At 57.7% G+C, this 15,012-nt stretch carries 11 protein-coding genes and 2 tRNA genes; 6 read left to right on the forward strand and 7 right to left on the reverse strand.

All coding sequences use genetic code 11. The features are described from left to right. Nucleotides 1-34 precede the first annotated feature (34 nt). Nucleotides 35-2,149, forward strand: coding sequence for a type VI secretion system-associated FHA domain protein TagH (gene tagH / locus HNP33_RS14350; protein WP_184709669.1), 2,115 nt, complete (start codon nt 35-37; stop codon nt 2,147-2,149). Beyond that, complete coding sequence (locus HNP33_RS14355; RefSeq protein WP_184709667.1) at nt 2,146-2,979, forward strand: PP2C family protein-serine/threonine phosphatase; 834 nt, start codon at nt 2,146-2,148, stop codon at nt 2,977-2,979. Before tagH ends, HNP33_RS14355 begins: the two co-directional genes overlap by 4 nt. A gap of 227 nt (nt 2,980-3,206) precedes the next feature. Here HNP33_RS14355 and HNP33_RS14360 read toward each other — a convergent pair whose 3' ends face one another. The 5 genes from HNP33_RS14360 to infA form a co-directional block, all read right to left on the reverse strand. After that, nucleotides 3,207-5,498: an Orn/Lys/Arg decarboxylase N-terminal domain-containing protein gene (locus HNP33_RS14360; RefSeq protein WP_184709665.1), complete on the reverse strand. Its 2,292-nt coding sequence runs from the start codon at nt 5,496-5,498 to the stop codon at nt 3,207-3,209. 70 nt (nt 5,499-5,568) lie between these two features. Continuing rightward, the gene (potE, locus tag HNP33_RS14365) at nt 5,569-6,903 is read right to left on the reverse strand and encodes a putrescine-ornithine antiporter (protein WP_184709663.1); all 1,335 of its coding nucleotides are present in this window, start codon (nt 6,901-6,903) and stop codon (nt 5,569-5,571) included. A 952-nt stretch (nt 6,904-7,855) separates the two neighbouring features. Continuing rightward, nucleotides 7,856-7,932: transfer RNA gene (locus tag HNP33_RS14370), tRNA-Pro, on the reverse strand. A 117-nt stretch (nt 7,933-8,049) separates the two neighbouring features. Beyond that, a tRNA-Pro gene (locus tag HNP33_RS14375) sits at nt 8,050-8,126 on the reverse strand. 132 nt (nt 8,127-8,258) lie between these two features. Further along, nucleotides 8,259-8,510, reverse strand: coding sequence for a translation initiation factor IF-1 (gene infA, locus HNP33_RS14380; protein ID WP_184709661.1), 252 nt, complete (start codon nt 8,508-8,510; stop codon nt 8,259-8,261). A 363-nt stretch (nt 8,511-8,873) separates the two neighbouring features. Between infA and HNP33_RS14385 the strand changes: the two genes are divergently transcribed. From HNP33_RS14385 to HNP33_RS14400, 4 genes are all read left to right on the forward strand, one after another. Then, nucleotides 8,874-9,653 (forward strand): hypothetical protein, encoded by a 780-nt coding sequence (locus tag HNP33_RS14385; RefSeq protein WP_233464535.1) that lies wholly within the window; start codon nt 8,874-8,876, stop codon nt 9,651-9,653. A 23-nt stretch (nt 9,654-9,676) separates the two neighbouring features. After that, a complete protein-coding gene (locus HNP33_RS14390; protein ID WP_184709659.1) occupies nt 9,677-10,165 on the forward strand; it encodes an EVE domain-containing protein in 489 nt (162 codons plus the stop codon). A gap of 207 nt (nt 10,166-10,372) precedes the next feature. Further along, nucleotides 10,373-11,626 carry a chromate efflux transporter gene (gene chrA / locus HNP33_RS14395; protein WP_184709657.1) on the forward strand — a complete coding sequence of 418 codons (1,254 nt, stop codon included), beginning with the start codon at nt 10,373-10,375 and terminating at the stop codon, nt 11,624-11,626. A 77-nt stretch (nt 11,627-11,703) separates the two neighbouring features. Next, the gene (locus tag HNP33_RS14400; RefSeq protein ID WP_184709655.1) at nt 11,704-12,018 is read left to right on the forward strand and encodes a DUF2322 family protein; all 315 of its coding nucleotides are present in this window, start codon (nt 11,704-11,706) and stop codon (nt 12,016-12,018) included. An 88-nt stretch (nt 12,019-12,106) separates the two neighbouring features. Here HNP33_RS14400 and HNP33_RS14405 read toward each other — a convergent pair whose 3' ends face one another. Next, the gene (locus HNP33_RS14405) at nt 12,107-13,225 is read right to left on the reverse strand and encodes a YbdK family carboxylate-amine ligase (protein WP_184709653.1); all 1,119 of its coding nucleotides are present in this window, start codon (nt 13,223-13,225) and stop codon (nt 12,107-12,109) included. Next, a complete protein-coding gene (locus HNP33_RS14410) occupies nt 13,215-14,537 on the reverse strand; it encodes a cation:proton antiporter (protein WP_184709651.1) in 1,323 nt (440 codons plus the stop codon). The genes HNP33_RS14405 and HNP33_RS14410 overlap by 11 nt, the downstream gene beginning before the upstream one ends. Nucleotides 14,538-15,012 lie beyond the last annotated feature (475 nt).

Consider the following 15,012-nt stretch of genomic DNA (forward strand, 5'->3'; position numbering starts at 1 on the left):
TCCCAGAGACAGCAGGTTGACATAGGGAATCGCCATGTTTTTGCAGTTAAGAGCCAATGTTGTCTATGCCAACGGTACCGAAAATATTGTTCAGCACGTCTTTGATTCTCAAGGCGGGACCATTGGACGTGACACACACTGCCAGATGGTTCTTCAGGATCCGTTTCGCAGAATTTCCCGCATTCAGGCGCAGATTGTTTTTGATTCCGGCCTGTTTTCGCTCATCAACGCGAGCACGTCCAATCCGATTTACGTGGACGGGCAGGAACTGAGTCCTGGTGAGACCTGTGCAATTCACAGCGGCTCTAGTTGGCAGACGGGCAACTACACCATCACCGTGGAACACGTAGGAGAGGCGCAGCCAGTCGACCAGCGCCCCTTACAGAGCCAACCTGCAAAGCAACCTGATGTGGCGCCCGCCGCAAGTCTTCTGCCATCGCATGTGCCTCGCGGTCCGTTTGATGATTTGCTTGGTGAACCGGTCCAAGCCCCATCGGAGCAAGCCTCTCGTGACGAGGGGTTGGTTCATAGCACCGCAGCGCTGTCACCGTTTTCCGCGCCCCTGGCAGCAACCGCGATTCAGGAGCCGGCACCCATGCAGCCATCCGTGGCGCTTCACCAGCTCGGCGCTGATCCGTTTGCAGATTTACTGGCTACTCCACTGAGCAACCAGGTCGCGTCGGCGCCTGTGCGTTTGCATACGGGCGATGCAACCAACCCGCTCCAGGGCCGATCACTGATTCCAGACGATTTCAATCCGCTTGCATTGCAAGGTATATCGCCTCGCAACACTGCAGACCCTCTTGCGTACGTCCAAGACGAACAGAGCATCCAGGAAATGTTCCCTGGCCGCTCTGTCGATGCGATTTTTCACCCTGGCGAAGGCAACATTGGAGAGTTGATTCAAGACCCGCTGAATGCCAGCCAAAATCAAGCGCTGGTAGATGCAAATATTCATCTTGATCCGCTTGAGCTCTTTGCAAAACAGGGGTCGCAGGATCGACTCGACCCTTCAGTTCTGTTTCAGGAACGCACAACGCAGCCTCGTTCCGTCTCAGACCATCGGGTAGAGGTCGGGTCGTTTTTTAGAGCGCCACGTGCATTTGATCCATCTCAAGAAAAGTCCAGCGCTGAACCAGCTCGTGGTGATGTGCTCGCACCACTCCCTGAACAAAGCCAGCCATATTCACCAACACCTGCAAGCAACGCTGAGGTTCATAGGGAAGATTCACTGGAATCACTTTTCAATATTGATTCCGCCCCTATCGAGTCTATCGATTTGGGCTTGCACACTATCGCCTCCACAGAGGCTCCCAGTGATAGAGCCAGTGATAAACCACGGCACGTTGACCAAAAAGAGATGGAGCACTCCGCAACAAGCGTCCGGTCAGATGCAGAGGCGACTCCCCTTGCGGCATTGCCACAACCTGTGCCACAGGCCGCTGTTGTCGAAATTGCACCCGCGGATGCAGCCTCTGATCGCGCACCTTTGCCAGCGAAAGCCGGATCAAGTGGCAATGACACACCCTCCAAAGACTCCGAACATTCTGCAGCAGATCTGCTGAACAGTTTCAAGGCCGGAGCGGGCCTGTCAGACTGCAAGTATCCAGAAAATTTAACCCCCGAGTTCATGCACATGGTCGGGCAAATGCTGGGGGCGTCCGTGCAAGGCTGCATGGATCTTCTCAGCTCCAGGGCTGCAGCAAAGCAGGAGGTCCGAGTTTCTGTGACGCTCATCAATGCAGAAGCCAACAATCCACTGAAATTTCTTCCTGCAGGGCCTTCGGCTCTTGCGCAGATTTTTGGACCGCGCATGCCCGGCTTCCAAGCTGGCCCCGCCGCCATAGACAGCGCATTTCAGGACCTGCGCGCCCACGAGATGGCAATGATGGCAGGCATTCAAGCGGCTGTTCGAGGTTTGTTTGATCGATTCGATCCTGTGCACCTGGAGGAGCAGCTCCAAGCCCTGGGTAAATCCAAGGCACTCTTCAGTAGCCAAAAAAATGCCCGGTTGTGGGAGCTGTATTGCAGCCGCTACGAATGGTTGAAGGACGAGATGAAGAACCAGAGTCCGGCCGCATGGGGTACAGAATTTCTGAGCGCCTATCAAGCAGAAGTATCACAAAACAGAGAAGGCAATATAGCGTGACGCCGCAAGAAAATACCTATTCAGGATCGTCGTTGGGATTGGTACATCACTCACAGACTCACAAGGGAGACCGTACCTACAACGAAGACGCATATTGCCATGCAAGGGATAAACATATCGTGTCATTCGCTGTGGCAGATGGCATGGGTGGCGCCGCTGGTGGGCTGCAGGCCTCCCACCTGGCCATGCAGGCGGTAAGAACGTCCGCCCTGACACTTGAGCCCCAGACGTTTCACGACCAGATGTTGGCGATCTCTGAATTGATTCAGGCCGAGCAGCAATCGCACCCAGAGCACAGCAGCATGAGTACGACCGTGGCAGAACTGCGGATCGACACATATTCCCAGAAGGCAATATGGGCCCATTGGGGCGACTCGCGGATCTATTGGTTTCGAGCCAAGGAGCTGGTGGCCATGACCATTGACCATAGCGTAGTACAAAGCCTTGTCAGCGCAGGATTGCTATCTGCCGAGGATGCAAGAACCTACCCCAAGAAGAACATATTGCTGGGCGCGGTCGGAGTGAACAGTGAGGTCGGGCCTGAAGTTTTGAGTCATCCTGTGGATGTTTCCTCGGAAGACGCCTTTTTGCTTTGCACGGACGGCATCTGGAACAATTTGAGTCCAGAGCAGATTCAGGAATCACTCAAGCAGTCATCGTCGGTGCAGGATTGGATTTCTGATCTCATGACAGCTGTTGAGCAGGCGGGTCGCGGGAAAAATGACAATTTCACAGCCACAGGCGTCTGGATTACCAGCGACAGCGAGCGAACCTTGCTGCTGAAAAGAGAAGGTCATGAGAGCGCCATCTCGGACGCCCTTGGATCATAAGGAAAACATCGAGCCATGAGGCGCTGAGACCCTCAGGCCCTGAGGCCAAAGCACGCGCTCCTCACCTGCTTGCCGAAGGAAATAAAGACAGTCCCAGCTTTGCCGTTGACGCTACCCTCCGTCAAAAATAGCGAAATGCGGGACGCTGACCATCCAATATCTGTGTGGTCAGCGCCCCGCATCAGGCTTGGGCTCTCCTACCGGTTTTCCCGGTTGTTCCATACCCCTCAGGAGGCCACCAGCACCTCCACCATGTAGCGCCGGTTGCCTGCGGCATCCAGCTCCACTTCGCGCCCGTGGATATCGGATTCAAATCCAGGCAGTTCGGCGTCCTGCTTTTCGGCAATCTGCAAATAGGTGAAGATGGCTTCTGCCTTGTCGTCATACCGTTCGCCAGGCATGATCAGTGGAATACCTGGTGGATACGGCACCAGCATGGTTGCGGCAATGCGCCCCTTGAGCATTTTGGCCTCCACCTTCTCGACCTGGCCTTGCACCATCAGGTTGTAGGCATCCGCAGGAATCATGGCCATATCGGGTTTTTCTACATACATTTCGCGCATCACCTGAGGAACGTCGTGGTTCACGTTGAACTGGTGCAGACGATCGCACAAATCGCGCAGACCCATGTCGGTATATACCTGCGGGTGGTGTTCCACGAGATCGGGAAGCACCAAGGCCAACGCCGTATTGGCTTCGTAATGCTGCTTGAAGCTCATCAACTCCGCAACCAAGGTACCCCACTTTCCCTTGGTGATCCCCATCGAGAACAGAACCAATAGCGAGTAAAGGTTGGTTTTTTCCACCACGATGCCGCGAGTCCACAGAAACTTGCTGACTACGCTGGCAGGAATGCCTTGCTGGCCCATTTGACCGTCCATGCTCAGCCCAGGCATCGTGAGCGTGACCTTGATCGGGTCGATCATCACAAAGTCATCGCTGAGCTTGTCAAAACCATGCCATTTTGCCTGGGGATGCAGTTGCCATTCCTTGGGCTGGGCAGGTGGAACATGGGCTGACGATTTCAGCAGTCCGTCCGCCACCGACTCGGGCTGCCAGACTTCAAACCACCAATCGTTCCTGTCCAGATCGGATTTGATCTGCAGCATGGCCCGTCGGAAAGCCAGGGATTCATCATGCATCTCCTGCACCAGTGACTCCCCTGCTGCCCCCTCCATCATCTTGGAGGCAACATCACATGCAGCGATCACCGGGTAGAGCGGACTGGTAGAGGTATGCATCATGAATGCTTCATTGAAGCGCCCCATATCCAGCTTGCGCTTACGGCTATCGCGCACATGCACCATGGATGCCTGCGAAAACGCTGCCAGCAGCTTATGGGTGGAGTGCGTGGTGAAGACAATGGCATCCTGCTCGCGCGGCTTGCCCTTTGCCATGCCGTAATAGTGCTCATAGAACGGATGAAAGGCGGCATAGGCGTACCAGGCTTCATCAAAGTGCAGAAAATCGACCGCACTGCCAATGCTCCTGGCAATTTTTTCGGCGTTGTAGCACAGGCCGTCATACGTGGAGTTGGTCACTACCGCGATGCGCAGCTTGGCGCCATTTTTGATGGCTTGCGCTGCCAGCGGAACTTTTGCAATGCTGGCCTGCATTGCCTCGGGCGAGAACTGATCTTCGCTGATCGGCCCGATGATGCCATGTGCATTTCTGCTAGGCGAAAAGTACACAGGAATGGCTCCCGTCATGATCAACGAGTGCAACAGCGACTTGTGGCAATTGCGATCCACAAACACCACATCGCCCCTTGCCACGGTGCCATGCCAGACAATTTTGTTGGCGGTAGAGGTGCCATTGGTCACAAAGAACGTGTGATCTGCCCCAAAATTTTTGGCGGCATCGGCTTCAGCCTGTCTGATCGGTCCGCTGTGATCCAGCAGTGAACCCAGCTCCGGCACGGAGATGGAGAGATCGCTGCGCAAGGTGTTCTCGCCATAGTATTGGTGGAAGGCTCGCCCCACTGCCGATTTGGTGAAGGCCACTCCTCCTGCGTGCCCCGGGGTGTACCAGGAATAGTTGGATTTCGCGGTGTGCTTGATCAGGGCCTTGAAGAATGGCGGCAGCAGATGCTCCATGTACTCTTCAGCGGCGCGCATCACCTGGCGTGCAATGAAACTCTTGGTGTCCTCAAACAAGTAGAAATAGCCGCGTGCATATTTCACGAGATTGGTGGGGATCTTCTCCACCGATCCACGCTCGCCATAGAAAAACACTGGCAGATGAGGATGCCGCGCCAGATTGTCTTCCAGCAGATCCTGAATCTTGCGGAACTGCACGACCACATCTTCCTGCGCATCGATGGAGATCAGCACCGCCGATGCAGCCAGATAGGTACGCGCCGCAACACGCGCATCGTCAAGCGTCAGGTTGGCCATTACGCGCTGGTTCGAGTTTTCCAGCTCTTCGGCCAGTGCGCGGATGATGCTGCCCCGCAAACGGGGTGAGTTGAACTCGCTGTCGATGATGACGGTCGGATAGTCCAGTGCTTTGAAGAACATTGTTCAGACTCCTTTGTGTTGATGGAGAAAAAGGTTGGAGGGAAAGCCAGGCTCGTGCGTTCAGCCGTGCTCAAGCGGCATTGCCGGCATCGGCGCGCGCCTTGTCCAGTCGCAACATGCGGGTGCTGACAAAACCATAGAGCGTGAACCCGACGATGGTTGCCAACCCGCCCAGCATCAGGGCCTCAGTGCCTGAGCTGTATAGCGCCAGATAGCTGTAGGCAGCTGCTATCCAGGAGATGATGTTGACGAACAAGGCTTTCTTGGGCGGCACGCCAGCAACTTTCTGGATGGTCATCAACGCCGCCATCGACATGATGTAGGGCACGATGTTCGTGACGACGGCCAGATTCACCAACTTGTCGAACTGCTTGGTCAAATCCGGGCTCATCGTGAGCAGGGCCAGACCCGTTTGTGCCGCAAGCAAGATCAGCATGGCAACAATGGGCGTACCGGCCTTGTTCACCTTTGCAAAAACCGGCAGGAAATAACCCGTGTCAGCAGAACTCTTGAAGACCTGCGCAATGGTGAACTGCCAGCCCAACAGCGAGCCAATGCATGCAAGCACCATCAGCCCCATGACAATCTGGCCGACAACGGGTGTGAACATATGGGCGAACACCAGTCCAAAAGGCGCTGTGGACGCTGCCAACTCAGGGTTGGAAACAATGCCGGCCATGACATTGGTTGATGCGATATAGATCACCGCAGCGCCAATGGTGCCCCCCAGAACGGCAATGGGAATGTTCTTTTCGGGATTTTCGACGGCATCGGCATTGGCACAAGCAGATTCCATGCCCAGAAATGCCCAGAGGGTGATTGCAACCGACGAGCTTGCCGCCTGAGCCAACGACAGATTGTGCGGATTCCATGCCTGCGCATAGGTAGCGGCGCTGAACCAGAACCAACCGATAGTGGAAACCCCCGCTACAGGAAGAATGACACCCCAGACAGTGACACCGCCAATTTTGCCCGTCACGCCCGCCCCTCCAAAATTGGCGAAGGTGGTAATCCAAAGCAGTGCGATAGTGGCCAAACTAACGCCAACGGGGCTTAGCTGCACAGAAAATAGCTCGGTCAGATAACCTACGGCAGTAATTCCGATGGCGACGTTTGCAATCAGCAAAGAGAAGCCATAGGTGTAATTCACCATATAGTTTCCTGAACGTCCAAAAGCGTATTCGGCGTACCCACCCATGCCACCGGACTTGCGACTGAGCATGCCGCACTGCGCAAATGCATATGCCAGCGCGAGAGAGCCCGTCGCGGTAATCAACCACGACAGAATGGAAATGGCGCCTACTTGCGCCAATTTGGTGGGTAGCAGCACAATGCCAGAACCCAGCATATTGACTGCTGTGAGCATGGTTAGCTGCGTAACCGTCATTTTTTTTGCCTGTGACATCTTTGTCCCTATCTCTAATGATTAAAAACTACACTCGGCGTCAAATAGCAAAGGAAGAAAATCATTTCAAAATATCATCCATATAAAATCAATAACCAATTTTAATTCATATTAATTTCATTAATTTCTATTAATATAAACTAAAACAATAGATTAATTAAATCAACAAAGAAAATTATTTAGATTTAATTAAAAAATCTACAGTTTTCAATTTATGAACGTTTGCAATCAGGTTAATCCCTTTATGCTTCATTTATACTGAAAATACTGTTGTTTTTTTGATGCATTTGATTCAAATCAATGATTGACAATTGAGTTGAATAGAAATATTTAATAAATATCATCCAACTCGAATTCACTGAGATAATTTTCGCCCTTCCCGGTGAATTCACCCCAAGAGGAATGGGAGTCTTTGTATGGTTTGCTGCCGCAGATCCCCCTCTCCAGAACTTGGAGCCGGTACCAGGCTTGGAGGCAATACACGACTGGGCCACAGCAAGATTGAACGCCCCAAAGAAGCATTGCTGAGCGACTGGCACCACGAATCCTGCTCTTGCCTCTTGCATTGGTGGTCAGCAAGGCGTCATAAGCAGGCCTTAGCAGCAGGGGGTTACGGCGCGTCACGCATCCACAAAACATGCAGATCCGCTATGCGCCCAATGGGCTGGGGATCGGGAGCCGCCAGAAAAAACAAAAGGACGCGGCTTCCTTTGAAGCCACGCCCTCACCATGCGTGGTCGGGTGGGTGGGATTCGAACTCGTGCACTCTGCATCCGATGGCAGGTGCACGGCCAGACTGGGGCGCAGTCCGGCGAACGGATCATCCCAAGAGCCTGTTCAAAGCCTCCTCATATCCATGGCTCATAGCTGTATGGATCCCTCACCGAATAAGACCCGACAGAGCTCGCCATGAAAAAACCCGCTGCAATCGCTTGCAGCGGGTTTTCAATAATGGTCGGAGCGGCGGGATTCGAACTCGCGACCCTCTGCTCCCAAAGCAGATGCGCTACCAGACTGCGCTACGCTCCGACAAGCCGTTATTCTAAACGCTGCAAAGCGGTCAAAAACCGAAATTGCAGCCTGATCTTCAAAAAATATGAAAAAGAAAAAACCCGTTGCAATGGCTTACAACGGGTTTTCAATGAATGGTCGGAGCGGCGGGATTCGAACTCGCGACCCTCTGCTCCCAAAGCAGATGCGCTACCAGACTGCGCTACGCTCCGACATGTGATGATTGTAACCAGCTTCTGGACTGCTTTTGGGAAAAACTGCCACAATTTTTGCAGCAGGCTTTGCAGTACTGGTTTGCGCTACAGGCCAAAAAGACTCAAATTCTTCTGGCACTGCAACTTGCATTAACGGTTGGTGGCTGGAGCCGGGCCGCGACCAGGCAGGTGACGGAACGTGATGCGGCCCTTGGTCAGGTCGTAGGGCGACATCTCCAGCGACACCTTATCACCCGCCAGAATGCGGATGTGGTGCTTGCGCATCTTGCCACCCGTGTATGCAATCAGTTCGTGGCCGTTGTCCAGAGTCACGCGAAAGCGCGAATCGGGCAACACTTCGGTCACAGAGCCTTGCATCTCGATCAGTTCTTCTTTAGCCATAAAAGTCGGTGAATCCTTGTCCTAGTTGTGCAGTACAGCGCCTGCTCCGTTGCGGGTTTGCCAGCTGACTCTCTACCAGCCAAGCCATCTAACATGGCTGAGGCAGTCAACGGATACGGCTTGGTCTAAAGCATTCATGGCCGCTCGCGGACTGGTGCAGTGGGCCCCCGAATCCGTCTTGCAGGCACTGGAACTACGCCGTACGCTGCCGCACTCCTAAATGCATTAGTTTGCAAAGCCCGCTATTGTACTATGCATGCAGTTTTTATGCATGCACGCCATGTGGCATGACCGTTTTGGTATTTGATTTTTCAGTCTTTTGCCTGCGAACTGTGCGGCAATATGGCCATACACCCCACTCCTATGCGCAATTCCCTTGATTTCAGTTCCTGGCAATCGCTGCTGTCAACCGTGCTGGGGCTGTTGTTTGTCACCCTGTTGATGCTGGGCATCCGGCTGGTGTTCATGCAGACCGTGCAGCGCAAGCGCGAGCGGGAAAACCGCCAGATCAATGAGCGGCTCAAGACCTTGATTGCGGCGTACAAGACGCTGGGCAGCTCATTCACCGGCGAGCTGTCAGTCGATCCAAGCCACCTGAAGGAGCTGCGGGCCTTGAATGACGCAGAGGAGGCCCCCGCTCAAGATTGGGAAGCATTCAAGGCCCAGACGGAGCGCCGCAGGCGCATGCGCGATGCCGTGGAGGCCGCGCTGTCGGACATCATCCTCCTGGGCACAGAGGAGCAAGTGGCGCTTGCCGCCCGTGCCGCGCAAGACATGGTGGCAGGCCGCGCCGTGCGCACGAGCGAGCTGGTGGTGTCGCTGCGCAACTTCATCCGGCAGGCGCTTGATCTGGAGGCTATTGCCGAGTCCGTCGCCATTCCCGAACAAGGCCCACAGCGCATTGCGGCCGGGGGTGGCCCGGGCAAGCGTGGCGCTGGCACTGCTGCCAGCAGCGGCCCAGGCGCTGGCGGAAGTAAAGGCGGCAGCGGAAATGGAGGCGCCATGGGCGCTGGCGGTTTGGCCGTTGGCGCAGGTGCAGGGGTACATGCCGCCAGCACAGCGCCGTCGGACGGTGTCCAAACCCCTGCGACACCTGCGGCGCGAGAGACCGACCCTCTGGCTTGGGTTGATAATCCGCGTTAAGGAACCCCTGCAACCTGCGTTTCATGACCATGACTGCCCTATCTCCCCGCTACTGGCTGATGAAGAACGAGCCAGACGAGTATTCGATTGACCACGCGCTGGCGGCGCCCCAGCAGACCATTGCCTGGGATGGGGTGCGCAACTACCAGGCGCGCAATTTCATGCGCGATGACATGCAGGTGGGCGATGGGGTGCTGTATTGGCATTCCAGCTGCGCCGAGCCCGGCATCTACGGCATTGCCCGCATTGCAGGTAATTTGCGCACCGACGACAGCCAGTTCGACCCCGCTTCGCCCTACTTCGACCCCAAATGCAGCCCGGATAAACCGCGCTGGTTGATGCTGGATGTGCAGGCCCTGCGCAAGGTGGGGCCCATTACGGTTGCAACACTGTGCCAGTATCCGCAGCTCGAAGACATGCGCGTGCTGCAAAAGGGCAACCGCCTTTCGATCACTCCTGTGGATGCGCGCCACTGGGATTTCATCATGCGATTGATCGAGGGCCGCGTCTGAACCTGGCTGGCCCCAAGCTAGGCAGCGCATTGCCCCCAGACCCAGGTACGCGGTCTTCCCTTCCCCGCGCGCCTGAAAAAGACCCCAACCATATCCAGCACGAGCATGAGAATACGCCACGCATGGGGGTAGAGCGCGAGGCAACTTCCACCATGCAGCCAGTCCCGTTCATGGGGGCGGCACTTTCAGCCGCTATGCTTGCAAGCCATGACCGCCGCCGCTGCTCCACACCAACCTATTGATACCGGGCCACCGCGCCATGGCGCCTGGCAGGTGTTCTGGGTGTTTCTGCAGCTGGGGCTGACCTCGTTTGGCGGGCCGGTCGCGCATCTGGGTTATTTTCGCCAAGCCCTGGTGGTGCAGCGCCAGTGGCTCACCGATGCCCAGTATGCCGATCTGGTGGGGCTGTGCCAGTTTCTGCCCGGGCCCGCCAGCAGCCAAGTAGGCATGGCATTGGGCTTGATGCGCGCCGGGTGGCGTGGCTGCCTTGCCGCCTGGCTGGGCTTTACCATGCCCAGCGCTGTCGCCTTGATGGGCCTGGCTGCGGGCCTGAATCATTGGCCGCACCTGGCAGACAGCGCCATCGTGCACGGGCTCAAACTGGTGGCCGTCGCGGTAGTGGCGCATGCGGTCTGGGGCATGTGGCGCAATCTCTGCAAAGGCTGGCTGCGCAAGTGCCTGGCGGTTGGCAGCGCAATCCTGTTGCTGGCATGGCCTGGGGCAGCGCTTCAAGTGCTGGTACTTGCCATGGGTGGGCTGGTGGGATGGCGCTTTCTGCGCGCGCCGCCTGGCACGGCGCAGCAAGCGGGCCCTGCATTGTCGCTGCCACTGGGCCGCACGGCGGGGTTGAGCCTGTTGCTGCTGTGCGGGCTGCTGCTGTTGTGTTTGCCGGTTGCCGCGCAGATGTGGCCCAACGTTGCCATGCGGGCGTTTGCGGCCTTCTACCAGGCTGGTGCGCTGGTATTTGGCGGTGGCCATGTGGTGCTGCCATTGCTGCAGGCCAGCGTTGTTTCCCCCGGCTGGGTGAGCGATGCCCAGTTTTTGACCGGCTATGCCGCCGCGCAGGCCGTACCCGGCCCCTTGTTCACGCTGGCAGCTTACCTGGGGGCGTTGCTTGCGCTGCCTGCGCCCTGGGCAGGCTGGGCTGGCGGCCTTTTGATGCTGGCCGCCATATTTCTGCCCGCCTTCTTGCTGGTGGCCGGCGCCCTGCCCTGGTGGCAGCGGCTGCGAGAAAACCTCGCGGCGCAGCGCGCGCTGGCGGGCATCAATGCGGCAGTGGTGGGTGTGCTGCTTGCTGCCTTTGTCCACCCGGTGTGGACCAGCGCCATCCGCCAGCCCAGCGATGCATGCATTGCAGCCATTGCCTTTGCACTGCTGCAGTGGCTGCGGGTACCGCCTGTTGTGGTGGTGCTGCTGACTGCTCTGGCCGCCTGGGGCATGCAGCTATTGCATAATGCCTGAAGTGACCGCGGGTGCCCATCCAATAAGCGCCTACAGCTATTGATTTGATACCGATCTGCTTTTCAAGGACAACGACCATGGCTTTTGCCGACAACCTCAAGACCCTGCCCTCCATTGCCCATGTTGCCGAGCTGCAGCTGATCGATGCGGACGGCAACCTGGCTGCAAGCATCCCCAACGCCCCGGGCAAGGCAGGCTCGGTCACCGTCTACAACGCGCTGGCGGCCAAGCATGGCAGCATCAATGTGGCGGCGGGCCAGGAAGGCCTGCAGCTGTTTGCCGAACACACCGAAGACGCCAAGGCACGCCCGGGCGCACACCCCAATATCGACCGCCTGCTGGAGGTGATCGCCACCGGCAAGGGCTATGCGGTAAAAGTGATCGCAGCCTGAAAGGCTTCGCAGGCTGCGTCTGCCGGTCATCCAGTCTCCTGGGCCACTGCGCGCTTAGCGACGCAATTGTGGTCTGAGCGGCCCCGCCTTACTCCGTTCCGCGAAACCGCAGCGTGGACTGCCGTACCACCTCTGGCAACTGCTGTGCCTGGCTGTAGGCATCACGCAGGCGGCGGGCATCGTTCATGCCGTCGTTCACCGTCTTGCGCAGTTGCTGCAGGGCTTCGCGGCTGCCCTCGGGCACATGGCTCTGTATTTTCTGCATCGTGAGCAGAATATGCTCGCGCAGGCCAAACTGCTCGCTGGTGGCCGGATCTACATACGTGCCTTCCAGCCCGAAGCGGCATGCCTGGAAGCGGTTGTAGGTGTAGACCAGGTAATCGTCTTCCTGGGGCTCGAACGGGCTCTCGCTCAAAAACCAGCTGCCCAGCGCCTGCACATAGGCGGCCAGCGCCGCAGCCCGTTCGATGGACAGCGGGGTATCGAACACCCGCACCTCCACCGTGCCAAACTCGGGCTTGGGGCGAATGTCCCAGTAGAAATCCTTCATGCTGTGGATCACGCCAGTGGCAGTCATCTTGTCGAAGTAGCGTTCAAAATCCTCCCAGTGCAGCGCAAACGGCGCGCGACCCGAGAGCGGAAACGCGAACACCGAATTGAGCCGTGCCGAATCGAACGCCGTATCCTGCCCCTGTACATAGGGGCTTGATGCCGACAGCGCAATGAAGTGCGGAATGTAGCGCGACAGCCGGTGCAGCATCAGCAACGCATCGTCGGCGCTCGGGCAGCCCACATGCACATGCTGGCCAAAAATGGTGAACTGTTTGGTCAGGTAACCATAGAGCGCCGTGATCTCCTTGAAGCGCGGCTTGTCGTAAATGCGCTGCTGGTGCCACTGCTGAAACGGATGCGTGCCGCCACCCGCCAGTGCGATATTGAGCCGGTTTGCGGCCTTGACCAGCGCGTCGCGTGTGGTCGTGAGCTGCTGCAGCGCGTCCTGCGCATCGCGGCAGATGCCGGTCGAAATCTCGATCATGCTCGTCGTCACCTCGGGCACGATCGAGCCAGGCACCTGCGCATTCTTGAGCAGGGCCAGCATATCGGGGGCATACGGCGTCAGGTTGTAGTGGTTGGTATTGACCAGCTGCAACTCCAGCTCCACGCCCAGCGTCAGCGCATCGGATTGTTGAAAGGCTTCAAGCGTCATGGCGTTTCTCCTTGGCGTTCAGGGCAGACAGGCCAATGCCCCGGTGCGCCTCACCGCTGCGCCACAGGGCCAGCGATGCCACCAGCACACCCAGCACCTCGCACAGCACCACCATGGGCAGCGCAATCGCCGTCAGTGCCCCTGCTACCCCTGCATTCACCGCCGCCCACTGCATGGCCAGCGCAGACGCCAGCACCAGCGCGAGGCCCGAGCTTGCCGATTGCGCGCAGGCCACTGGCCACTGCCGCTGCCACCCCAGGCCGGTACCCAGGCCCAGCAACAGCACGCCTCCCATCTTGCCCACCAGCCGGGCCAGCGCGGCAGCGGCAATCACGCTCACCAGGCCCACCGTTGGAACCACCTGACCCGCCATGCTGGCAACCAGCACAAACATCAGCAGGCTCAGCATCGTATTGGCTGCCGTGAAGGCACTGGGCCATACCAGCGGCTTGGGGCTCATGTTGCGCAGCAACAAGCCGGCTACCAGAAAGCCCAGTGCCGCAGAGCCACCCCAGCGCGTGGCCAGCAGGCTCACTGCCACCAGCGCAGCCAGCATATACAGCGCGGTTGAATCACTGCGAGATGACTGCCAGCGCAGCACCGGCCACAGCGCCACCGTGGTCAATACGGCCCACAGCACCGTCAGCCCCAGGCTCAGCAGCAATTGGCCAAGCCCCATGGCTGTGAGCACCAGGCTGGCTTGGGCATCTTCCACCCCGGCGCCTGCTGCCGCGGCAGGCGACCAGGCAACAGTAATCACCAGGCCCAAAACCAGCGCATACACGCCGCTCAAAGTGGCCAGCAACAGGCTGCGGTCAGTGACGGCGCCGCTCGCACGCAAATCGGACACCACGCGCAGCAACACTGCGGGTGACGCCGCCATGGCCACCACGCCAACGCCCAGCGACACGGCCCAGCCCATGCCCAGCAACTGCAACACCCCCGTTACCAACACCAGTGCAGCCACCGATTCCGCAAAGCTCTGCAGCAGCAACCAGGGCTGACGCAGCAACCAGGGCAGTGAAATCTGCGAGGCCGCCATCAACAGGCTGGTACCCACCGCCGTCTGCAGCAGCACCTGCGTGTTGCCCTGCAACGGCCAGGGCAGATCACCAAAGCCCAGCCAGCCTGCCAGCAGCCCCACCACCGTATAGCCCAGCAGGCGCGGAAAACCGCTGAGCCTGAACACCAGATGGCCCGCAATGGCAGCAGCGGCAACCAGCACGCACCAGCTCATCAGCGGGCCAGCGTGCGCATCCAGCCAACTGCCGATGTGCGGTGAAGGCAAGATCGGTAGGGAATTCGGAGCCATAGGCGCCCTCCTGTATCAGATGCCGCGGCAGCCCCAGGCAGCGCCGCAGACGGGTTGGTGCAGACAGTGTTGCCAAAAGTGACGACCTGGGTCGCAAGACATGGCCGGCCAGCAGCCAGAAGACGCAACACCTGCAAGACAGCGGATGGCATGAAAGTACAGATCACAAAACCTGCTGCACTTGCTACAGCTGCCACGCCGCGAATGAAAACAAACCGCAAGCTCATTTACATAATAAGTGGCAAGATTCAAACGCCTACCCCAAGGCCATCGAGAAAAGGCTTTGTCTTACAGCGGCACGACACTTTCCCTCGAGAAATTGCCTGTAATCAAAAATCCCGCTGAAGCTTGCTCAATGGGCACATTAAGCTCTATAAACAATAGCAATCAACTGCCTGCATAACACCGTTTACCAAGCCCTGCAGTGGGCATCCGGCGACGAGATGCGCACCGTTGGCGAGCGCCAGTCGCCATC

The organism is Comamonas odontotermitis (assembly GCF_014207855.1).
Taxonomy (GTDB): Bacteria; Pseudomonadota; Gammaproteobacteria; order Burkholderiales; family Burkholderiaceae_C; genus Comamonas; species Comamonas odontotermitis_A.